Source organism: Polaribacter litoreus (assembly GCF_054584775.1).
Genome location: NZ_JBTLRD010000010.1, coordinates 48824 through 71311, shown reverse-complemented (window position 1 = coordinate 71311; position 22488 = coordinate 48824). Strand labels below are relative to the sequence as shown.

The 22488-nt window shown below is 30.8% G+C and carries 20 protein-coding genes; 12 read left to right on the top strand and 8 right to left on the bottom strand.

The genetic code is table 11. The annotated features are described in order from the left end of the window. Positions 1 to 2: 2 nt before the first annotated feature. The 8 genes from ACW9UN_RS10305 to ACW9UN_RS10270 all read right to left on the bottom strand — a co-directional run bounded on the left by ACW9UN_RS10305 (position 3) and on the right by ACW9UN_RS10270 (position 9405). A complete protein-coding gene (locus tag ACW9UN_RS10305; RefSeq protein ID WP_459486179.1) occupies positions 3 to 374 on the bottom strand; it encodes a VOC family protein in 372 nt (123 codons plus the stop codon). 51 nt (positions 375 to 425) lie between these two features. Beyond that, positions 426 to 2276, bottom strand: coding sequence for a cytochrome-c peroxidase (locus ACW9UN_RS10300; RefSeq protein WP_459486178.1), 1851 nt, complete (start codon positions 2274 to 2276; stop codon positions 426 to 428). 15 nt (positions 2277 to 2291) lie between these two features. After that, on the bottom strand, positions 2292 to 3851 hold the full coding sequence (locus ACW9UN_RS10295; RefSeq protein ID WP_459486177.1) for a PhoX family protein: 1560 nt from the start codon (positions 3849 to 3851) through the stop codon (positions 2292 to 2294). Positions 3852 to 4142: 291 nt separating this feature from the next. After that, entirely contained in the window at positions 4143 to 4883 is a 741-nt protein-coding gene (locus ACW9UN_RS10290) for a polysaccharide lyase family 7 protein (RefSeq protein ID WP_459486176.1), read from the bottom strand. A gap of 202 nt (positions 4884 to 5085) precedes the next feature. Beyond that, positions 5086 to 5664, bottom strand: a complete 579-nt coding sequence (locus ACW9UN_RS10285) for a hypothetical protein (RefSeq protein ID WP_459486175.1) — start codon at positions 5662 to 5664, stop codon at positions 5086 to 5088. Beyond that, the gene (locus ACW9UN_RS10280) at positions 5655 to 6188 is read right to left on the bottom strand and encodes a carboxypeptidase-like regulatory domain-containing protein (RefSeq protein ID WP_459486286.1); all 534 of its coding nucleotides are present in this window, start codon (positions 6186 to 6188) and stop codon (positions 5655 to 5657) included. The genes ACW9UN_RS10285 and ACW9UN_RS10280 overlap by 10 nt, the downstream gene beginning before the upstream one ends. Before the next feature lie 208 nt (positions 6189 to 6396). Continuing rightward, on the bottom strand, positions 6397 to 8799 hold the full coding sequence (locus ACW9UN_RS10275; RefSeq protein ID WP_459486174.1) for a helix-turn-helix domain-containing protein: 2403 nt from the start codon (positions 8797 to 8799) through the stop codon (positions 6397 to 6399). Positions 8800 to 8904: 105 nt separating this feature from the next. Beyond that, positions 8905 to 9405, bottom strand: a complete 501-nt coding sequence (locus ACW9UN_RS10270) for a hypothetical protein (RefSeq protein ID WP_459486173.1) — start codon at positions 9403 to 9405, stop codon at positions 8905 to 8907. Positions 9406 to 9638: 233 nt separating this feature from the next. Here ACW9UN_RS10270 and ACW9UN_RS10265 point away from each other — a divergent pair, with 233 nt between their 5' ends. From ACW9UN_RS10265 to ACW9UN_RS10210, 12 genes are all read left to right on the top strand, one after another. Further along, positions 9639 to 9920, top strand: a complete 282-nt coding sequence (locus ACW9UN_RS10265) for a Sec-independent protein translocase subunit TatA/TatB (RefSeq protein WP_459486172.1) — start codon at positions 9639 to 9641, stop codon at positions 9918 to 9920. A gap of 108 nt (positions 9921 to 10028) precedes the next feature. Then, positions 10029 to 10316 (top strand): hypothetical protein, encoded by a 288-nt coding sequence (locus ACW9UN_RS10260; RefSeq protein WP_459486171.1) that lies wholly within the window; start codon positions 10029 to 10031, stop codon positions 10314 to 10316. Between the two features lie 96 nt (positions 10317 to 10412). Next, positions 10413 to 10919 (top strand): ferritin, encoded by a 507-nt coding sequence (locus ACW9UN_RS10255; RefSeq protein ID WP_459486170.1) that lies wholly within the window; start codon positions 10413 to 10415, stop codon positions 10917 to 10919. A 272-nt stretch (positions 10920 to 11191) separates the two neighbouring features. Further along, positions 11192 to 12385 (top strand): homogentisate 1,2-dioxygenase, encoded by a 1194-nt coding sequence (locus tag ACW9UN_RS10250; RefSeq protein ID WP_459486169.1) that lies wholly within the window; start codon positions 11192 to 11194, stop codon positions 12383 to 12385. Between the two features lie 224 nt (positions 12386 to 12609). Then, positions 12610 to 13770, top strand: a complete 1161-nt coding sequence (hppD, locus tag ACW9UN_RS10245) for a 4-hydroxyphenylpyruvate dioxygenase (RefSeq protein WP_459486168.1) — start codon at positions 12610 to 12612, stop codon at positions 13768 to 13770. Positions 13771 to 13860: 90 nt separating this feature from the next. Further along, positions 13861 to 14124, top strand: a complete 264-nt coding sequence (locus ACW9UN_RS10240) for a hypothetical protein (protein WP_397444914.1) — start codon at positions 13861 to 13863, stop codon at positions 14122 to 14124. 3 nt (positions 14125 to 14127) lie between these two features. Continuing rightward, positions 14128 to 15045: a tryptophan 2,3-dioxygenase family protein gene (locus ACW9UN_RS10235; protein WP_459486167.1), complete on the top strand. Its 918-nt coding sequence runs from the start codon at positions 14128 to 14130 to the stop codon at positions 15043 to 15045. Between the two features lie 102 nt (positions 15046 to 15147). Continuing rightward, a complete protein-coding gene (locus ACW9UN_RS10230) occupies positions 15148 to 15921 on the top strand; it encodes a DUF3108 domain-containing protein (RefSeq protein WP_459486166.1) in 774 nt (257 codons plus the stop codon). A 153-nt stretch (positions 15922 to 16074) separates the two neighbouring features. Next, a complete protein-coding gene (locus ACW9UN_RS10225; protein ID WP_459486165.1) occupies positions 16075 to 17349 on the top strand; it encodes a M23 family metallopeptidase in 1275 nt (424 codons plus the stop codon). 3 nt (positions 17350 to 17352) lie between these two features. Then, a complete protein-coding gene (pgi, locus tag ACW9UN_RS10220; RefSeq protein WP_459486164.1) occupies positions 17353 to 18921 on the top strand; it encodes a glucose-6-phosphate isomerase in 1569 nt (522 codons plus the stop codon). 216 nt (positions 18922 to 19137) lie between these two features. Next, positions 19138 to 21864 (top strand): TonB-dependent receptor, encoded by a 2727-nt coding sequence (locus tag ACW9UN_RS10215; protein WP_459486163.1) that lies wholly within the window; start codon positions 19138 to 19140, stop codon positions 21862 to 21864. 153 nt (positions 21865 to 22017) lie between these two features. Continuing rightward, positions 22018 to 22464, top strand: coding sequence for a hypothetical protein (locus tag ACW9UN_RS10210; RefSeq protein WP_459486162.1), 447 nt, complete (start codon positions 22018 to 22020; stop codon positions 22462 to 22464). Positions 22465 to 22488 lie beyond the last annotated feature (24 nt).

Genomic DNA, 22488 nt, shown 5'->3' with positions numbered 1-22488 from the left:
AATTACACATGCTGATCTAGCAAAATCGTATTTCCATCAGGATCAAAAAACACAATACTTGCAGGCCCAGAGGTAGTTGTATCAGCTTCTGTTTCTAGTTTAATATGATTTTCTTTAAGGTGTTTTTGAATGTCTCTTACATCATCAAAATCATCTAATTTGCTGGCATTTTCATCCCAACCAGGATTAAAGGTTAAAATATTATTTTCGAACATTCCTTGAAAAAGACCAATTAAAGCATTGCCATTTTTTAGAATTAAATAGTTCTTTTCAATATCTCCTGCAAAAACAGAAAACCCTAAGGTTTCATAAAATGCTTTTGATGTATGGATATCTTTTACTGCTAAACTAATAGACATTGCACCTAATTTCATAATTAAAAGTTTTTGGTTGATTGATGTTTTAAAGTTATGAAAATTAGGTGTCTAGTCCAAATTGGCTTCGTATTTTTTATCGGTAAGCGATTTCATAAACGCAATAATTGCTTTGATTTCCTTTTCATTTAATCCTAAAGAATCTGCTGGAAGTGTTTGATAAGGCACTTCTAAACCCATACCAGCACCACCACCATTATTGTAGAACTCTACCACTTTGTCTAAAGTTTTGTAAGCACCATTGTGCATATATGGCGCAGTTAATTCGGTATTTCTAACTGTAGATGTTTTAAAGAAACCTCTTCTTTCTTCTACCTCATAAGGATAAAACATGCCTGGATCATCATCTAAAATAGGACTGTCAAAATCGTCAGTTTTAGTAATACCCAAATGCTCAAACTCACTTTCTGCAAATTTAGGAGGTACTAAACCATTAAAAACAGGTGGAAAATGACAAGTAGCACAAGCAGCTTTTCCCATAAATAAGTTAAAACCTTGCTTTTCTTTAGTAGTTAATGTGGTTTCTATACCTTGCATATTTCTATCAAATTTAGAATTAAAAGGTGCTAAACTTCTAATATAAGTTGCAATAGCAAGCCTAATATTTCTACTGGTAACATTACCTTTATATAAACTATCAAAAGCTTTTAAATACTCTTCATTTTGCTTTACACGTTTTTCTAAAGTTTCCATATCAATATGAAACTCATTTTTGTTGTTGGTAACCCCAACAATTTGTCCTTCTAATCCATCACCTCTACCATCATAAAAAAATGTTCTTTGATACACAGCGTAGGTTAATGTTGGTGTATTTCTTTGCAATTTTACTCCGTTGTTTCCAATACCAACTGCAAGACCATCTGTAAATGCTTTTGCGTTATTATGACAAGTTGCGCAACTCATATCGCCCTTACTAGAAAGAGAGGTATCATTAAATAATTTTTTACCAAGTGCAATATACTCTTCACTTATGGTTGGAGATCCTTGAGGGGCAAAATTTGCAAGATTAAAAAAGTCTTTTTGAAATAAATTTTCTGCATAAGGATTCAGCTCATAATTTTCAGCCATTGCTACTCCCCATTTTTTACATCCTTTTGCTAATAACGAAAGTTGTTTGTTGGTATGATTTTTTAGAAATGCATACCTGTTAAAAGTTTCAAATTCAGAACTCATTAACAATTTTTCACTGGCTTTAAATTCTTTTAATAATTGTTGATATTCTTCTGTTTTTCCAAAAGAAATTTCCATAATTTTTAAAATTTCACCTAAAGATTGATACACATAAGCAGATTCTTCTGTAGAATTTAATTGCATTGGCGAATCAAAACCTGTAATTCCTTTGGTAGCTACTGTAATGATGGCATCTCTCATCATTTTAATATAGTGCTTATTTTTTTGCCTATATATAATATGATTATGAGCCATAAAAGGAACTCTAGAGCGTAAGAAAATAAGTTGTAGTTCAAGTTCTTTTTTATCTAAACCATTCTTATCATACAATAGTTCTTCTACAACTTGTAAACTCTTTGGTTTTAGTTTTTTAATATCTGTATAATCTTCTGCATGAACAATAGGTAAGTTTGGCCCATTGATGGTGAGGTAATTATTGTTATCAAAAGCTATGATAAACGGTTCAGCAAATTTGTACCATTTTCTTACAGATTTAAAAATAGCTTTATTTTCTTTTAAAGTTTTAGTGGTATCTAATTTGTTAATATTGGCAGCTAAACTATCTAAGTTTTGTAAATAATAGCTTCTTAGATCTTCTGTAAAAACGGAGCCAACATTTGCGTACATATTATTTGTTGCTTTTTCCTCTTTCTTGCAAGAAACTATAAACAGTAAGAAAAGTAGAAACAGGAACTCCACTAGAGTTCCTGTTTTATAAAATTTTATATTCATTTTAAGCATTTAAAACTATCTAGGTAAACCAGTGATTTTAAATAAGAAAGAACCTTCAAGATCAGAAAGACCCTCAGCAATTGCAGTAGGATCAAAGAATGCCTGACCATCTGCTCTTACTGCAGAATCAATTTTGTCAACTTCCCAACCATGTACTTGAACACCACATAAAAAAGTTGGTTCAGAAGCACCAATGATATCTGTAACATCTATCATACCAGTGATTTCCCATTTGCCACCTCCACCATATTGTGGGTTGTTGTCTTCATCACATTCTAAAACTGTAGAAAGGTTGCCTGTAGCAATTTCATATTTATAAAGTTTTGCCCAACCTTGAATAGCATTATTCTGTAAAAAGTATCCATTAGGATCTTCTTGAATATATACATAGTTTTCGGTAACAACGATGTTATCAGGACTATGGAAACCATCTGCTTTACCACCAACTTTATCACCATCTAAAATACATGTAATTTTACAGTCTCCTGTTGGGTCATCATCATTTAACTCAACCATATAAATACGTCCAAAAGTAGTTCCTCTTTTTGCCAAATCTGGATTGTCTGCTCTGTAACGACCTGTAACACAGAAAAACAATCTTCTTTCATTATCTGCAGAACCTTTTCCCCAGTCAATATCTTCAATTCTTTGAAAACCGATTACTTCTGCATCAATAGCTTCTTGGTTCAATTCAGTTAATGTTCTTTCATTCATTTCAACCCATTCAGCATCATAAGTAACACCTTCAGCCATTCCCATTTCAAACAATTGACCTCCTAAACCTGGTGCTGTTTCAACAGGATTTTTTCCTTTTAAAACAAATAAATTACCACCAAATAAATCGCCTCTTGCACCTACGTACATACCTAAGTGACCTTCTGGATAAGAGTTATGGCTATCATCATCACCAATAATGGCAACAGTTCTGTTAGGATAAGCATTTTTACCAATTACAACAGCGTTTTCAGTAGCCCATTCACCCATAGCCGCAGATCTTGTTGCAAAAGAAGCTAAGCCAGCATCTTTGTAAGGATCTACAACATAAACACCTTGTGCACCAGCACCTTGACCTATCCACTCACCACCAGATAAATACATTGGTCCAAAACCATGCTCTTCTTTAGAAATTCCAGAACCAGAGCACATTGCTGTAAAAGCAGTTGCGTTTGAGTTTACAATATAATCTCCTTCTAAAGGTTGTAAATCTGCATTCATTTTAATTCTTGCAATAGAGTAATCTCTTTCTAAATTTACGATAAAAGAGTAAGTGTCATCTCCATTATCAAATAAAGCACAACCATCTGTATAAGAACCATACACAAAAGAAGGGTCTGATGGTAAGATATCTTGAGATGTCATAATCATATCTACCTGTACAGAAGGATCTACTAGTTTAAATACAGTGTTTGGTACTACAGATGCGGTTAAGGGTTGTAATTCTGGAATGGTAAAGTCTTGACCATCTTTTCCGTCAATACCATCTATACCATTAACTCCGTCTACACCATCTTCTACACAATTAAATAGTGTAAGCGCAGTCATAAACAACAGGGTTGTTTTTAATAAATTTTTCATTGTCTTGTTTTTTAGATTCGTTATAATTAGTGGTCACAAATCTATTTTCAAGATATTTAGAGTTCGTTAAAAATATGAAACGATTTTGTTACAATTTGGTTGATTTAATGTTAGTAACATTAATCAAATTTTAATAATTAAATTGATTCTAAATAAGGGAATATTACAACTTTTAAACTTTATGCTTTGATTTAAAATATATTAGAAAGTATAAGTTAAAATATAATTTTGAAGATAATAAAATTACACTTTACAAAAACATAAAGGAAATTAACGATAATTTGTTATTGACTAATAGTTAATAGAAAATTTACTTATTTCTAAAAGAGGCTCAACATCATTACCCTCTGTGTAAACACCTGCCTTTAAATAATAACTATTTTGGTAGTTGTTCCAATCAGTACTGGGAGTTAAGGTTTTGTTGTATGATGCTTCGCCAGTATTAATTTCAAAAAAAGCTGAACCATTTTGTGCTGTAATACGTATTGAAAATTCGCTACCAGAAGTATATAATGGTCCTGTATAGGTATTGTATGTAGATTTATTTTCATCTGGAGTAGTTTCAGTAGCTTTAATTTTAATGAATTTATCATCATCAACATATACACGAATCCAAGGTCTGTTTACACCACCTCTGTTATGTATTTGTGCAATGGTTACTCCATTTTCAGGAATATTGTTTAAGGTAGCTGTATATGCCATTTTTTTATAAATACTTAATGGTTTTTCAGCTCCTGAGTTTTCTTTCAATTCTGTTCTATGACTATCGCCTGCCAAACAAGACATCATTACATTGCCATTTTCATAAACATCCATCCAGTTTTCGTTATCAATACTACTAGCTAAAAAAGTATCTCTATTTTCAGTATTTTTAGATATCCAACTAGTTTCTACTACTAAAAGTCCAAAATCAACTGCTTTTGGTTCTTCTATTATATTGTTCTTATTATCATCAATTTCTTCACTAGTATTGCTAGAACAACTTAAAATAATGGTAAATACGAATAGATTTTTAAAGAAAGTTTTAAGCATATTTGATGATGTTTAAGAAATTTCATCACAAAGATACAATGCTCCTTATAAAAACTAGTTTTTCAATTTTTTAAAATCATTAAGGCATAGATAAGTGCATCAAAAATTCTTTTATGTATGCTAATTTTATAGTCTTTAGACTATTTTATTGGTTTACAGTTGCTACTGTTTAGATTAAAATAAGCAAAGCATTAGAAAACCTTTAATTGTTGACTAATTTAAATTGATTTTCTAAAGAAACCCCATATATTGATTCTAATTCTTGTACACTTTTCTTATAAAATTTGGTTTCAGGAGGTAAACTAAAAGTAGACCAAAACTCTGGCTTGTAATCAACCTTAATTTCTCCCATATCTTGCCATATTTTTTTATATTCAGATTTATAAACTTCTCTTGGTTTTGTTTCTACGCCTAAAACAAAAACCTCATGTTTATAGGATTCAGTAACATAGTCTCGATTGGTTTTTAGAATTTTTTTCTGTAAATCTGTCAACTTCATTTGCCCAACTCGTGTTCTGTTGTGGTAACTCAATACCAATTTACCATCTTCATTTTTTTTGTAAATGTAAAGGGAATTTAAATCAGACGTTTCTACTCTATAAATTCCAGCAGTATCAAGTCCTATATATAATTTTATAAAATTTTCCTTGTTCTTTTTTTCTCTTCCTTCAAAAATTAATATATCTTCTCCATCATAAGAACTATCTCCAATGCGTTCCCAATTGTAATCTTTGATACTAAAACCAGTTCGTATAGGGTTTCTATTTCCCATTACAGACATGGGATAAAATTTAGCTTTTTCTTTAAAAAACGATAGTCTGCAGATTTACGACCAGTAACAATTTCGAAACCTTCATAAGCACCTCTTCTAGGCCCTGGATCTAAAACGTGCATATAATGCTCTACCAAAAACCGTGCTTTTGTATCTTCTGTTGAAAACCTTCTGTACAACACTTTTAATTGGTGCCCTCTATTGATAGTAGTCTTAGACATTTTTCTAAGTGCATTCTTTACATATTCATCAGGTTCCGTATTTGTAATTACAATTTCATCTAAAGAAGTAACAGCCTCCTTTAAAACTATTTTTTTTTCATTTAAATTAATATAGTCTTGAACTTTTATTTTGTAAGTTTCGAAACCAATACTAGAAACTTCTAAAACATCATTTAGGTTACTGTTCGACACCAACAATGAAAACGTACCATTTTCAGTTGTTGAGGTTCCTATTCCTTTAGAAGTAATGCCTACAGCTGCATAGGGTATAGATAAATCACTTTCGTCTACAACTAAACCCGTTAATTTAATTTTTTGCTGTGCGTTTATAGTTGTAGATAAACACGTTAATAAAGCTAAAAAAAAACTTTTTTTGTATACATAATATCTTGTTTGTTTGCAAGATATTCGATTTTTGTTAAATTAACAAGAATCAGAATTTATGTTGCAGGTTCTAAATCATTTGTTGTATGGTAGATATAGAAACTTATTTTTTTGTAGATAAAAAGCTTGAAATATCTTAATTTTCTAAAGACAATAACACCATTCTTAACTCCATAAAAGTAAAGGATTTGTCTACTTTTTCTTTGAGTTCTGTGAGGTTTTTAAAGTCAACTTCTTCAATTTGTTTTACCAGTTTTTTATACTTTTTAAGCGGAATTAATTCTAAAATATCTACATCTCCTGTAGGAATAAAACTTGCCAAATGACTTTCTATTGTGCCAGTTGTTAGGCTTCTTTCTTTTGCGATTTCTTTTACAGAAAGTCCAGATTTAAAGAGCTCTAAACTAATTTGTTTGGTTGGTTTTTTGGCTTCTTTTTTCTGCTCGTTAAATTTATTAATTCCGTTTTCTGTGCAATATTGCTCAATAACTTCTAAAATTTCTTCTCCATATTTTTGCACACGAATTTTACCCATTCCTTTTACATTAAGCAAGTCTTTTTCTGTTCTTGGCATTTCGTCGCAAATGGCATAAAGTGTTTCTTGGGTAAAAATCTGAAAAGCGGGTATGTTTTCATTTATTCTAATTTCATCTCGCAATTCGCGTAATTTTAAAGCCAAAAGAGCATCTCTTTTAGAGGCTACTTTTTTCTTCTTTTTGGGCTCAGTATTTTGTAAAACCGCATTTGCTCTAACCTCTAAATAATCTTGCACCTTAAAACCATTTGTCATTTTTTCTAACGCAAATAGTTTTTCTTCTAACTTTTCTTGAAGTGTATCAAACTGTTTCGAAAAGTCTTTTTTTACAGCTTTATTATCCGAAGAAAATGAAATGGTATCTAATGGTTTTTGGATGTTATTTTTTGTTTGATTGATAAAATAAGCAACCCCTTTTGTAAATCGTTCTTGAATTTGAGAACTATTTTCTGGGAGTACATTGTCTTCAGAAATTTTATTTAACTGATTTTTAAATCCGTTAGAAACTTTCATCAAAGCTACAACTCCATCATCTTTTATGGTTTGTAAATGATCAATTACATCGCCTTTAATTGAGGTTTTATTTTTGTAAAAAATGTCTATTAACCTTGTTGATGGATATAAAAATGGCTGATAATCGAATAATTCTGAAATTAAATTGAGCTGAAATTCTTTTTCAGATTCGTTTAAAATCCTTTCATCAGGATGATTTTCTTCTACACTCTCGTTAAACGTGCTAACAGTTTGGTCGTTAATAATTGCATTGCTCGTAATTGGCGTTTTTAAAACCAAACCTTCTAAAGAAGTACACCTACTTAAAGCTACATAGGTTTGTCCGTGCGCAAATGAAGCTTCTGCATCTATAATGGCTTTTTCAAAGGTTAAACCCTGACTTTTATGAATTGTAATTGCCCAAGCCAAACGCAAAGGAATTTGAGAAAAAGAACCAATTACATCTTCTTTAATCTCTTTGGTTTCTTCGTTAATAGAGTAATTTACGTTGTCCCAATTTTCTCTTTCTGTTACAATTTCATCAATTTCGTTGGCACATTGTACAGTTACACTATCTCTAGAAATATCGGTTACAATACCTATTTTACCATTAAAATATCTTTTTTCTTGTGATGAATCATTTTTGATAAACATTACTTGAGCACCAACTTTTAACTCTAATTTTTGATCGTTAGGAAAAGAGTTTTCATTAAACTTACCAGATATTTCTGCATCAAAAAAATAGCTTCTATTTTTAATTTTATTCAACTCAGAATCGTTGATTAAGTTGGCTCTTTTATTGTGTGTTGTAAGTGTTATAAATCCATCGTCTTTTGTTGGAGAAAAATTTGGATTGTAACGTTCGTTTAAAATTTTAGCAGATTTATCTGATAAACTATCGTTTCTAATTTCATTTAAAATGGTAATAAAATCTTCGTTTTTCTGACGATAAATATGCTTTAATTCAATAGAAACTACATTGGCTTCTTGAAAAGCTTTTGAGCTAAAAAAATAGACAGTTTCGTAATGATTTCTTAGTAAACTCCATTCGTTTGGTCTAACAACAGGAGCTAATTGTTGCAAATCTCCAATCATTAAAACTTGTGCACCACCAAATACTTTATTTCGGTTTTTATAACGCCTCATTACTTGGTCTATACCATCTAAAAGATCTGCACGAACCATAGAAATTTCGTCTATAATTACCAAATCTAACGATTTTATAATATCGATTTTGGTTTTAGAAAACCTTCTTTGTTGTTGACTATTTTGTTGTTGATTTGGTAAAATTGGACCAAAAGGCATTTGAAAAAACGAATGTACAGTAACCCCTTTTGCATTAATTGCTGCAACACCTGTTGGTGCAACAATTACCATTCTTTTTAAAGATTCGTTTTTAATTTTATGTAAAAATGTAGTTTTCCCTGTACCTGCTTTACCTGTAATAAACAGATTTCTATCTGTTTTATTGATAAAATTAAAGGCAAGTTCTAACTCAGGATTTTTAGGCATTTTAGCTTTTTGATGCAATATAAACAATCAAATAAAAAACAAACCAAAAAAATAATGATATTTAAAAGCACCTTTGTGCGTTTAATTTTAAAACAATAGTGTTTACTAAATAGATCTTTTTAATTGTAAAAGCTTGTTGGTAGACAGTATGTAGGTGTTGTAAATAAAATCATACTTTAGTAATTCTTTAAAACTGTGTAGAGTATTATTATGCTTTCCAACTATTTTATCACCATTAGATAATTCAGTAATTTTTAAATTAGATTCTACATTTCTGTAATCTGTAATACCAATAGCATCTTTAAAATTTTTAACTAGAATGTGTTCTTGTGCTACTAAGATTTTTCTTTCCGTAATTCTATCAACAATAAATATTTTAGCATTAATGTTAGTACCTCCTCTAATTTTTTTTAAAATATTGGTTTGTACATCAAAAACAAAATCGGATGAGGGTCTACATTCAAATTTTTGATTTTTCAGGATATTTTCAACATCAATATGATCTAAATTCAGTAGATTTTCAGGAGATTCTATATTTCTTGTATTGAAAAAAGAGATAGTAACAACAATCAAAGTTGATGTTATGATTTTAAGTAGGGGTTTCATAATTAGGGGGTTGATTGTGTAAACAAATATACATTTTTTTATAAATTGCGCAATTTTTTTTGATTTCTTTAGCTTTACTTTAAAATTTTGTATAATTCGGAATATTACTATTTTGTTGCGTTTTTGGTTTTATTATACTTGGAATAAGTAAACGAAAATGAAAGCCAACAATACTAACATTTAATATTAATATTTAAAATAGTTCTAGAATAACTATTATCTTTGTTACATCTATGGATACAATTTTTTTATTTATTGGAGCACCAGAAGTTTTTGTAATTATGTTAATTGTAGTTATGGTTTTTGGTGCAGATAAAATTCCTGATATTGCTAGAGGATTAGGCAAAGGCATGCGTCAGGTAAAAGACGCTACAAATGATATTAAAAGAGAAATTAACGACACTTCTAAAGAGCACAATTTAGATACCAATATTGTAAAAGACATTAATAACGAAATTAAAGACGTAAAAGACAATATTGATGATGTTACTGGCCCCATAAAAAGAAACATGTAGTCTTTTTCTTTCATTTATCCCAACAGTTTTTAGCCCTTTTTGGTTAGCGCATAAAACATCATGTCAATTTATTTTTATTTATTCTAAATAAATGATTATTTTTGTGGCGTGAGCATTTTTACAGACATACAATTCAATATCAAATTACATCAAATAACCTTTTGTAATTATCAATTGGTAATTGATGATAAAAGAATGCAACTTACTTTTCCTCAGTTATTGCAATTGCGTAATAAAATCAATGAGATTACTTTACCAGAAAATTTAGAGAATATTATACAAAACGAAAACTATGTTTTGCTATTTATTGCAGATCGAAAGCATTTGGTTTTTTTAGAAATTCCTAAATTATTAGACCTGCAACAAGAACTAGCACTTTGTTTCGATAGCTATTAATCTGTAGTAGTTCTTTATTTAGATTATTTTTAAATTTACTAACGCATTTAAGCAACTTCTGTTTTTATTGTATCTTTGATATATAAACCGAAAATTATGAAAACAGCAATAAGAAGACAAATGACTATTAAGCCAGAAGTAATGGATGCTTTAAATGGTCAAATTGCATTAGAAATGCATGCATCTGCCTCATATTTAGCAATGGCTTCTTGGTGTGATCAAAGAGAATTACTAAACAGTAAAGCTTTTTTTTACAAACAAGCTGAGGAAGAGAGAGAACATGGAATGAAAATTTTCAACTTTATAAATGATGCAGGTGGTGCTGCAATTTCTCCAGCAATTCCAGAAGTAAATAACGATTTTGAAAGCTTAAGAGCTATTTACGAAACCTCTTTAGACCAAGAAATAGCAGTAACACAATCTATTTATAAGTGTTTTAAAACAGCTAGAAATGCTGATGATTTTGCATCAGAAGTATTTTTACAATGGTTTGTAAATGAACAAGTAGAAGAAGAAGATACTGTTAGAAGTATTATAGATGTATTCGATTTAATGGAAGGTATGCCATTAAAAATGATAGACGAAAGATTACCTACAGAATAACAGAATTCTGAAACACAATAAAAAGCCAAAACAAATCCTTGTTTTGGCTTTTTTATTTTTGAATGTTATTCTAAAAAAAAGAATATGAATCGCTTTTTGTATCTTTGTTTTATTACGAAATCGATTGAAATGTTTTTAGATTTATTATCTTTTTTAAAATTCTTAATAAAACGCAATCCAGAATGATAACTGAAAGTTGTCATCCTGAACTTGTTTCAGGATCTCATTAACGAAGATCAATTTTAAAACAATTAAACGATAAAACACTTCTTATGCCTTTTTATCATAAATTAGGGAACATTCCACCCAAAAGACACACCCAATTCCGTAAAAAAGACGGTAGTTTATATTACGAACAATTGTTTGGAACCATTGGTTTTGATGGAATGTCTACCAACAGTTACCACGAACACAGACCAACCATGGTCAAAGAAATCAGAAAACAATATTCTGTAAAACCAACAATAGCCAAAGCCAATAATATTCAATCGTATCGCTTTCGCGGATTTCAAGTACAACCAGAAAAAGATTATTTACAAAGTAGAAAAATCGTTTTAACAAATTCTGATTGTAATATTATTTTAGCGGCACCAAAACAATCAACAACAGAATATTTTTACAAAAACACAGATGCAGACGAAGTAATTTTTATCCATAAAGGATCAGGAAAATTAAGAACACATTTAGGAAATCTCGATTTTAAATATGGAGATTATTTAGTAATTCCACGTGGAATTATCTACAAATTAGATTTCGATTCAGAAGACAATAGATTGTTTATCGTAGAATCCTATTCACCAGTTTACACACCAAAACGTTATAGAAATTGGTTTGGTCAGTTGTTAGAACACGCACCTTTTTGCGAACGAGATTTACGCATACCTCAAGAATTAGAAACACATAATGAGTTGGGCGATTTTATCATCAAAGTAAAAAAACAAGGCGAAATTATAGAAATGGTGTACGCCTCACATCCTTTTGATGTAGTAGGTTACGATGGTTATAATTTTCCGTATGCATTTTCCATTCACGATTTCGAACCCATTACAGGTCGTATTCATCAACCACCACCAGTTCATCAAACTTTTGAAACCAATGCATTTGTAATTTGCAGTTTTGTACCACGTTTGTACGATTATCATCCACAGTCAATACCAGCACCTTACAATCACAGTAATATAGATTCAGACGAGGTTTTGTATTATGTAGATGGCGATTTTATGAGCAGAAACGATATTGAAGCAGGTCATATTTCCTTGCATCCAGCAGGTATTCCTCATGGCCCACATCCAGGAGCTACTGAACGTAGTATTGATAAAACAGAAACTGAAGAATTGGCAGTTATGGTAGATACATTTAAGCCTTTACAGGTTACAGAAGAGGCTATGAAAATTGCTGATGAAGATTATTATAAATCTTGGCTTCCTCCCCTAACCCCTCCAAAGGAGGGGAACACTCAATCTTAAAATTTGCAGTAAAAAGTTCTTTAAAATAATAATTATTAGAAGCTATTTCGCGCTTTCACTACTCAATTTTTTTGCCTTTCAGGTCAAAAAAGATTTCAAACAAACCGTTCAATCACGGCTAAACTTGTTTGCAAACAAAGAGAAGAAATAAACAAATAGCTTGTCCAAAAACAAAAGACCTTTCAGGTTTTAAAAACCTGAAAGGTCTGCTAAAAATAAAAAAGATGTCAAAAGAAATAAAATCAGTCAATTACGGACTCGAAAAAATATTCGAAGGAGCACAAGATTTCCTTCCATTGTTGGGTACAGATTATGTGGAATTTTACGTTGGTAATGCAAAACAAGCAGCACATTTCTACAAAACTGCATTTGGTTTTCAATCGCATGCTTATCGTGGATTAGAAACAGGATCAACAGATGCTGTGAGTTATGTGTTAACTCAAGACAAAATAAAGTTGATGCTAACAACACCTTTAAATAGCAAATCACCAATAAACGATCATATTGTAAAACATGGAGATGGAGTAAAAGTAGTAGCACTTTGGGTAGAAGATGCAAGACAAGCGTATAAAGAAACCACATCTAGAGGCGCAAAATCTTACATGGAACCTACAGTAGAAAAAGATGAACATGGAGAAGTTGTAAGAGCTGGAATTTACACTTATGGAGAAACTGTGCACATGTTTGTAGAACGTAAAAATTACAATGGTGTATTTTTACCAGGTTTCCAAAAATGGGAATCAGATTATAATCCTCCAATTGCAGGTTTAAAATATATAGATCATATGGTGGGTAATGTAGGTTGGAATCAAATGGATGTTTGGGTGAAATGGTATGAAGATGTTATGGGTTTTGAAAACTTTTTATCTTTTGATGATAAGCAAATCCATACAGAATACTCAGCATTAATGAGTAAAGTAATGTCTAATGGAAATGGACGTATCAAATTCCCAATAAACGAACCAGCAGAAGGTAAAAAAAGATCGCAAATAGAAGAATATTTAGATTTTTATGAAGGTGCAGGTGTACAACATATTGCAGTTGCCACAGACGATATTGTTGCAACTGTAACACAATTGCGCTTAAATGGCGTAGAATTTTTATCTACACCACCAGAAGAATATTACAAAGCTGTTCCTGGTAGATTAGAAGAATTTAGTCACGAATTAAGAGAAGATATCGAAAGTTTAAAAGCGTTAGGTATTATGATTGATGCAGATGAAGAAGGCTATTTATTGCAAATTTTTACAAAACCAGTAGAAGACAGGCCCACTTTGTTTTTCGAGATTATTCAGAGAATGGGAGCCAAAGGTTTTGGAGCAGGAAATTTTAAAGCATTATTCGAATCTATAGAAAGAGAACAAGCAAAAAGAGGAACTTTATAAAGTTATAACAAAGGTTAAATAGCTATGAAGACTATTAAACCTTTGTTTTTTATCTTTGAGTATTTAAAATAGCCCACAAATATTATTTACATGAAAAGAATTGTAAGAAAAATAGCCAGAGATATTAAAGATATTGCAAAAGTAAATGAGCTAGATGAGGTAGAACTTACTCTAGAGTTAATTGCTTTTTTAGAAGAAAAAAAGAAAAAAGATATTGTTAAATTATACACCAAAAAAAAGAAAATTTCTGTTTTGGATGTTTGTAAAAAGTACGGAATTTCATCAAAAACGTTTTATCAAATCCTAAAGGATAACAATATTGAGTCGGATAGAAAATACCCAAAGTCTAGCTAAAAGATGGAAAGAGACCAAATTTTAAAGGCTATAGAAGAAAAATACGATAAACTAGGTGTTCCCGTAGATGCTATGTTAGAGGGTTTGCTACACAGTACACCAATTACTTATTGGGATTATATTCAGACAGACGCACTTTTGGGTTTACAAACTCCAAGAACCAATCAGCCAGACGAAATGGTATTTATCATGTATCATCAAGTAAATGAATTGTTGTTTAAAATGATTCTTTGGGAAATTGAACAAGTAGCAAAAGCAATTGTGTTAACAGCCGATAAATTTTCGATGCATTTGGGTAGAATTAGTCGTTATTTCGATATGTTATGTAGTTCTTTTAATGTGATGACAGAAGGAATGGAAAGAGATCAATATTTAAAATTTAGAAACACATTAACTCCTGCAAGTGGCTTTCAGTCAGCACAATATCGTAAAATTGAATTTGCATCTACAGAATTGATCAATTTAATAGATGCTCGTTACAGAAATACAATTGATAGAAATTCATCATTTAAAAATGCATACAATCATTTGTATTGGCAAGCAGCTGGTAAAAATTACACCACTGGCCAAAAATCAACCTTGTTAAATCTTTTTGAAAAAAAATACATGGGAGATTTTATCGATTTTATGGAAGATTATAACGACATCAACCTCTCTTTAAAATTCAAACAATTGCCTAAAGAAGTCCAAAAAGAGGAAACTTTAATCAAAGCCATGCGTCATTACGATTATACTGTAAATGTAAAATGGGTTATGGCACATTATAATGCAGCAAGTAAATATATTGGTGGTAGCGATTCTGAATTAAAAGCTACAGGTGGCAGCAACTGGCGTAAATACATGCACCCTAAATATCAAAGAAGAATTTTTTATCCGTATTTATGGAGTAAAGAAGAATTAGAAAACTGGGGTACGTTTTAAATCTAAACAAATCGTTAAATAGTAGTTTTTTAAAGGTTAGTTATTGGCTTTTTTTTATTTTGGAACGGGTTTTGTCATTCCTTTTTCATAAGTTTGACTATTATGAAAAAGTTCATCTGTTTAATTTTTACAGTATTCTATTTTACAATTGGTTATGGCCAAAATTCCCAACATGCTTTTAAAGGTGGTGAGTGGTTGCGTTATAAAATGAGTTATAGTGGTTTTTTGCGTGCTGGCTCTGCAATCTTAGAAGTTCATGAAAAAGAGTTTAAAGGCAAACAAGTATTTTATACAAAAGGTACTGGTTGGACATCTGGCATGATTAAATGGTTTTTTGAGGTTGATGATTTGTACGAATCTTATTTTGATAAGGATTCCATAAAACCGTATTTATTTAAAAGAAAAATAAATGAGGGAGGCTACAAAAAACACAGAATAACCTCTTTTAATTACACTTCTAATAAAGCTTATGTACAAGATTTTACAAATCAAAAAGATACTTCTGTTGCATTTACAAACGTGCAAGATATGTTGTCTTCTTTTTATTATTTAAGAAATACAGATACTAAACACCTTAAAAAAGGTGATGAAATAGCTTTAGATATGTTTTTAGATAGCAAAGTGTATCCTTTTAAGCTTCGTTTTTTAGGTAGAGAAGTGTTAAGAACAAAGTTTGGTAAGGTAAAGTCTATGATATTTAGACCATTAGTAGAGTCTGGAAGAATATTTAAAGAACAAGAAAGTGTTACCATTTGGATTACAGATGATGCCAACAAAATACCCATTAAAATGCAAGCCTCTTTGGCTGTAGGTTCTTTAAGGGCAGAGTTAGAAGCTTATAAAGGATTGGCTAATAATTTCGAAAAAATAAAATAGTTTAGCATTGTTACTTTCTTTTTAAGGTAAAATTTGCCATTGGATTTTATCAGAAGAAATAATAAAAAACGATTTAGCAACTTCTTGTTTTAGATTCAAAAGAAATCAATTTTATTTGTATTTTTGATATCGATCTAAAACAGTCCATTTTCATTGAAAAAAACACTTATTTTTTTAGCTTTTATTCTCTCTTTCTCATCTTGTAAAAAAGAAGCACCAAAACCTGTAATTGTTAAGAAAGAAGCACCAAAACCAGAAATTAGATTTGGCTATAAAATTGATGATTACAAAGTAATTCAAGATACCATAGAAAGTGGCGAAAGTTTTGGAATTATTTTAGACAGGCATCATGTGATGTATCCTAAAATAAATCAAATTGCAGCTGTTGTTAAAGATACTTTTGATGTTAGAAGAGTACGTGCAGGTAAACCGTACACTATTTTAGCAAGCAAAGATTCTACAGAAAAAGCTCAGGTTTTTATTTATAAACACGATAAAATTAATGCAACTATAGTAGATTTTAAAGATTCAATTATTATTGCTAAAAATTATAAAAAACCGATTAAAGTTGTAGAAAAAGAAGTAGAAGGTATCGTATATTCTAGTTTTTCTCAAACTATGGATAGCTTAGGAATAAACCCTAATTTAACCTACACCATTGCAGATATTTATGCTTGGACTTTAGACTTTTATCGACTACAAAAAGGAGATTCTTTTAAGATACTTTATGAAGAAAAGTTTATCGACGATAGTACTTTTGCAGGATATGGTAAAGTAAAATCGGCAGTATTTAAACACAAAGACAAAGATTTATACGCCTTTAGATTTGTTGCAGATTCTATCCTTGGAATTCCAGAATATTATGATGAGGAAGGAAATATGTTGCGTAGTTTCTTTTTAAAGGCACCTATAAAATTCCAATACAGAATTTCATCAAGATATAATTTACGACGAAGAATTGCGTATTATGGCAATAGAATAAGACCACATAAAGGAACCGACTTTGCAGCTAGAATAGGAACTCCAATTATAGCAACAGCAAGTGGAACAGTTACAGAATCTACAAGAAGAGGTGGTAATGGAAAATTTGTAAAAATTAAACATAACAGCACCTATTCTACTCAGTATTTACATATGAGTAGGCAAGCCGTAAAAAAAGGACAATATGTAAAACAAGGAGATGTTATCGGTTATGTGGGTATGACAGGTAATACTGGAGGACCTCATGTTTGTTATCGTTTTTGGAAAAATGGAAGACAAGTAGATCCTCTAAACCCTAAAATAAAATTGCCTGAAGCAAAACCCATGAAAAAAGAAATTAAACCAATCTTTTTTAAATTCATACAACCCCTAAAATATCAATTAGATTACAACAGAGTTCCTGTAGAGGAGCCTGCAGAAGTAAATGAAATCATAGCAAAAAACTAAAAAATGGCTTTACCAAATCACAACCCAACTAAAACACAAACTTGGCAAAAACTAGCAAATCACTTTAACGATATTCAAAATATCACTATTAAAGATTTGTATAAAGATGAAAATAGAGTATCAGACTTTTCTTTACAGTTTGATGATTTATCAGTAGATTTTTCTAAGAATAGAGTCACCAAAGAAACTATAGATTTATTAATAGAATTGGCAAAAGAAGTAGAGCTAAAAAAAGCGATTGAAAGTCAATTTTCTGGTGATATAATTAACGTAACAGAAGGTAGGGCAGTACTACATACTGCTTTAAGAAGTACTTCTGATGATCCTGTTTTGGTTGATGGTAAAAATATTAAACCTCAAATACAAACAGCTTTAAGAAAAATTAAAAGTTTTTCTAACAAAGTAATTTCTGGTAAATGGAAAGGGTATACAGGCAAATCTATTACAGATGTTGTAAATATTGGTATTGGTGGTTCTGATTTAGGACCTGATATGATTGTAGAATCACTTAAATTTTATAAAAATCAATTAAACACACACTTTGTATCTAATGTAGATGGAGATCACGTTTCAGAAATCATAAAAAATTTGAATCCTGAAACGACTCTTTTTGTAATTGTATCTAAAACATTTACAACGCAAGAAACAATATCTAATGCAGAAACTATTAAAAACTGGTTTTTAAAATCGGCTACTATTTTTGATATTCCTAAACACTTTGTAGCGGTTTCTACAAATTTAGAAGCTGTAGATAGTTTTGGTATCGATAAAAAGAATGTTTTCCCAATGTGGAACTGGGTGGGTGGTCGTTTTTCTCTATGGTCTGCAGTAGGTTTATCTATTAGTTTGTCTGTTGGTTTTGATAATTACAGATCCTTATTAGATGGTGCAGAAGAAATGGATATCCATTTTAGAAATGAAGAATTTGAGAATAATATTCCTGTAATTTTAGCATTAATTAGCATTTGGTATAACAACTTCTATATGGCAGAAACAGAAGCAGTTTTACCCTATTCTCAATACTTAAAGAAACTTCCAGATTATTTACAACAAGCTATTATGGAAAGTAATGGTAAAGGTGTAGATAGAAATGGCGATAAAATAGATTATCAAACAGGTACAATTGTTTGGGGTAGTACAGGTACAAATATGCAACATGCATTTATGCAATTGGTACATCAAGGAACAAAGTTAATTCCTGCAGATTTTATTGGTTATAAAGAGTCACTATATGGTTTGTCTGATCATCATAAAAAATTAATGGCAAATTATTATGGGCAAATGGAAGCTTTGGCTTTTGGAAAAACAAAAGAAGAGGTGCATTTAGAATTGCAATTTTCTGGTGATGAAGATCAAATCAATCAATTACTTCCTTTTAAAGTCTTTGAAGGTAATAGACCAAGTAATGCAATACTTTTCGATAAACTTACACCTAAGTCTTTAGGAAAGTTAGTTGCTCTTTACGAACATAAAATTTACACACAAGGTATTTTATGGAATATCTACAGTTATGACCAATTTGGAGTTGAATTAGGTAAAGAACTAGCTAAAAAATTACTGAATAAACAGTAGGTTTCTTTAATCATCTTTAACTTAGTAAAAGGTTAACTCGAAATTAAGTTTTTAGTAATAAAGCGATTTATACATAAGTGTTTGATTTTTAAAAATTAAACACTTTTTTTGTGCTTTATTATATCTTAATTTTACGTTAAAACTTAACATTAGGTTAACATACCAATGCTGTAAAAGCAAGAATTTTGCGACATCATTCAATAAACAAATTAAACGATGAAAAATTTTAAAAACTTATTACTTGTTGCGTTACTATTTGTGTCAGCCACAGTATTAGGGCAAACTAAAATTACTGGTACTGTTGTTGACGAAACAAACCAACCAATGCCAGGAGCAAGTGTTTTAGAAAAAGGAACAAAAAACGGTACAGACACCGATTTTAACGGTAAGTTTACGTTAAACGTTTCAAAAAACTCTGGTACACTTGTAATCTCTTACATTGGTTACAAAAGTAAAGAAGTAGCTTTTTCTTCTTCAAGCGTTGGAACTATTCAATTAGAATTAGGCAACACTTTAGATGAAATTGTAATTACTTCTGGTGTAATTGATATTGCAAAAGAGAGAGAAACTCCAATTGCTGTATCTACAATTACTCCACAAGAAATTTCTTTAAAAGTAGGTAACCAAGAATTTCCAGAAATTATGAACAACACACCTGGTGTGTATGCTACTAAAACTAGTGGTGGTTATGGAGATTCTAGAATTTCTTTAAGAGGTTTCGATCAAAGTAATACCTCTTTCTTAATCAATGGTCAACCTGTTAACGATATGGAAAACGGTTGGGTATACTGGTCTAACTGGCAAGGTTTAACAGATGTTGCTTCTGGAATCCAAATTCAAAGAGGTTTAGGGGCTTCTAGATTAGCTGTTCCATCTGTAGGTGGTACTGTTTCTATTTTTACAAAAGCAGCTCAAAAAACTCAAGGAGGTTCTTTCTTTCAAATGGTTGGTAACGATGGTTACTTAAAAACAGGAGCTTCTTACAATACTGGTACAAATGACAAAGGATGGGCATTTTCAGTATTATTATCAAGATGGGAAGGTAATGGTTACGTAGACAACACTTCTGGTGAAGGGTATACGTATTTTGCAGCTGTAGGTTATGAACCAGAAGGGTCTAAATCAAAATTTAATTTATCATTCTTAGGGGCAGGTCAATGGCACCACCAAAGAGATGTTTGGGTATCAATTAGAGATTACCAAAACTTTGGAGATAGTGGTATTGATAGAAGATGGAACTCTAATGGAGGTACTTTAAACGGAGAAGAATACAACTTAAGAAGAAACTTTTACAACAAACCTTTAGCTACCTTTAACTGGGATTGGGAAATTTCTGAAAACTTAGAATTAAATACTTCTCTTTATGGCTCTTGGGGTCGTGGAGGTGGAACAGGTCCTAGAGGAAATAACTTTAGAAATGCAACTTTAGACATTTTACCTTTTAGAAAAGATTTAACTGAACACTACAATGAAGATGGTAGAGGAGCCAGAAATGCAGATGGTACTATTAATTTTGATGCTTTAGTGGCTGAAAATAGAGCATCTACTGCTGCATATACTGGATCTGTTGGTGATTACGCTGGTCAGTTAATTGGTTCTAATGGTTTTAGAGACGATAATGTAAATAGAGCAGTTTTAGTAAGAAGAGCTTCTATGAACTCTCACGATTGGTATGGAGGTATCTCTAGTTTAGATGCAACTTTTGGTAAATTCAATGCTTCTATTGGTGTAGACTTAAGATCTTATAGAGGATATCACTACAGAGTATTAAATGATTTATTAGGTTTAGATGGATACTTTTCTACAGGAAATGAAAATTCAGCTGGACAAATTATAAATCACGTTGTAAAAGCTTCTCCATTCAACGATACAGGTTTAAAAACTGTAAAAATGGATTACTATAACGTAGGTGTTGTAGGTTGGCAAGGTGTTAACGGTTTAGTTGAATATAACGATGAAGAAAAAATAACTGCAGTTTTACAGTTTGGGGTTTCTAATCAATCTTTTCAAAGAGAAGATTACTTCAATCAACCAGCAAATAATCCAGTTTCTGACACAAAAAACATGACTGGTGGTTATGTAAAAGGTGGTGCTAACTATAACTTTAGCGAAAAATCAAACGTATTTTTTAATGCAGGTTTTATCTCTAGACAACCCTTATTCGATGCAGTTTTTCCAAACTTTGGTAACGCTATCTCTGAAGATTTACAGAATGAAGAAATTGTATCTTTTGAGTTAGGGTATGGTTATAAAACTAGTAAATTAGACATAAAAATTAATGCATACGCAACTACTTGGGGTAATAGATTCTTATCAAGAAGTTTCCCTATTCCAAACTCTTCAAATTTTGGTACAGCGCAATTTACAGATATAGATGTACAACACAATGGTATTGAGGGTGAAGCTACATATTATGCTACAGATAAGTTAAAAGTAACAGGTATGTTTTCTTTAGGAGACTGGAGATATACTAAAGATTTTGAATCATCTTTATTTGATGACAACCAAACCTTAGTAGGTACAGGTACTTTATATTTAGAAGATGTTAAAGTAGGTGATGCTGCTCAAACAACGGCTAGTTTAGGTTTAGATTATGACTTAAGTGATAAAATTAGCTTTGATGCTAACTATCGTTTTGTAGACGGTTTATATGCAGATTATTCAATCGAAGACTTTGATACTGAAGATAATGATGGTGCTTTAAAATTACCTTCTTATGGTTTAGTAGATTTAGGAGCAACTGCAAGATTTACGTTTTTAGGTATGGACTCTTCGTTTAGAGTAAATGTTAACAATGTTTTTGATACAGTATACATTGCAGAATCTAATACAAATATTGCTGCTGATGGAAGCTTTGATACTTGGGAAGGTATTGATGTAAGAAATTCAGTTTGGTTTGGTTTCGGTACTACTTGGAACGCAGCACTTAGATTCAATTTCTAAATTAAATAGCCTTATATCATTAAGGAATAATGTAAAAAAAGAGGTAGCAATTCAATTGCTACCTCTTTTTATTTTGTAGGCTATTGTAACATTAAATTTAAATTTGTTTTTATCTTGGCACATAATTTGGAGGGAATGCAATAAAAATCAACAATGAAACATTTATCAATATTAATTTTTATTATCAGTTTTTCTCAATGTAGCAGTTTACAATTTGATAAAAATGCACCATTTAAAATATCAACTGCAGTATATGAAAATTGGGCAGGAGATCAGCCAGGCGTTAAAGGAACTAGTGTAAAAATCAACTATATAACAAACAAAGATGTTAAGTTTGAGAACATATATTTTAGAAATAAAACAACAAAACTTCAAACTAAAAATGCAACATCTGGTAAATTTATCATTGGTTATTTTAACACAGTAAGCAAACAAAACGAGCTTGTTTTAGATAAAAACCCAACTAAAGAATTGAATAATCCAATACCACAAATAAAAAAATTTCCCTTTAAGTTAAAAGAAAATCAAGCCGTAATTAGTTATAGAATCAATGGAAATTTAGCATATTACAGTATAAAATTACTTCAAAAAGTAAAATAAATTCTTTTTATTTGTATTTTTAAG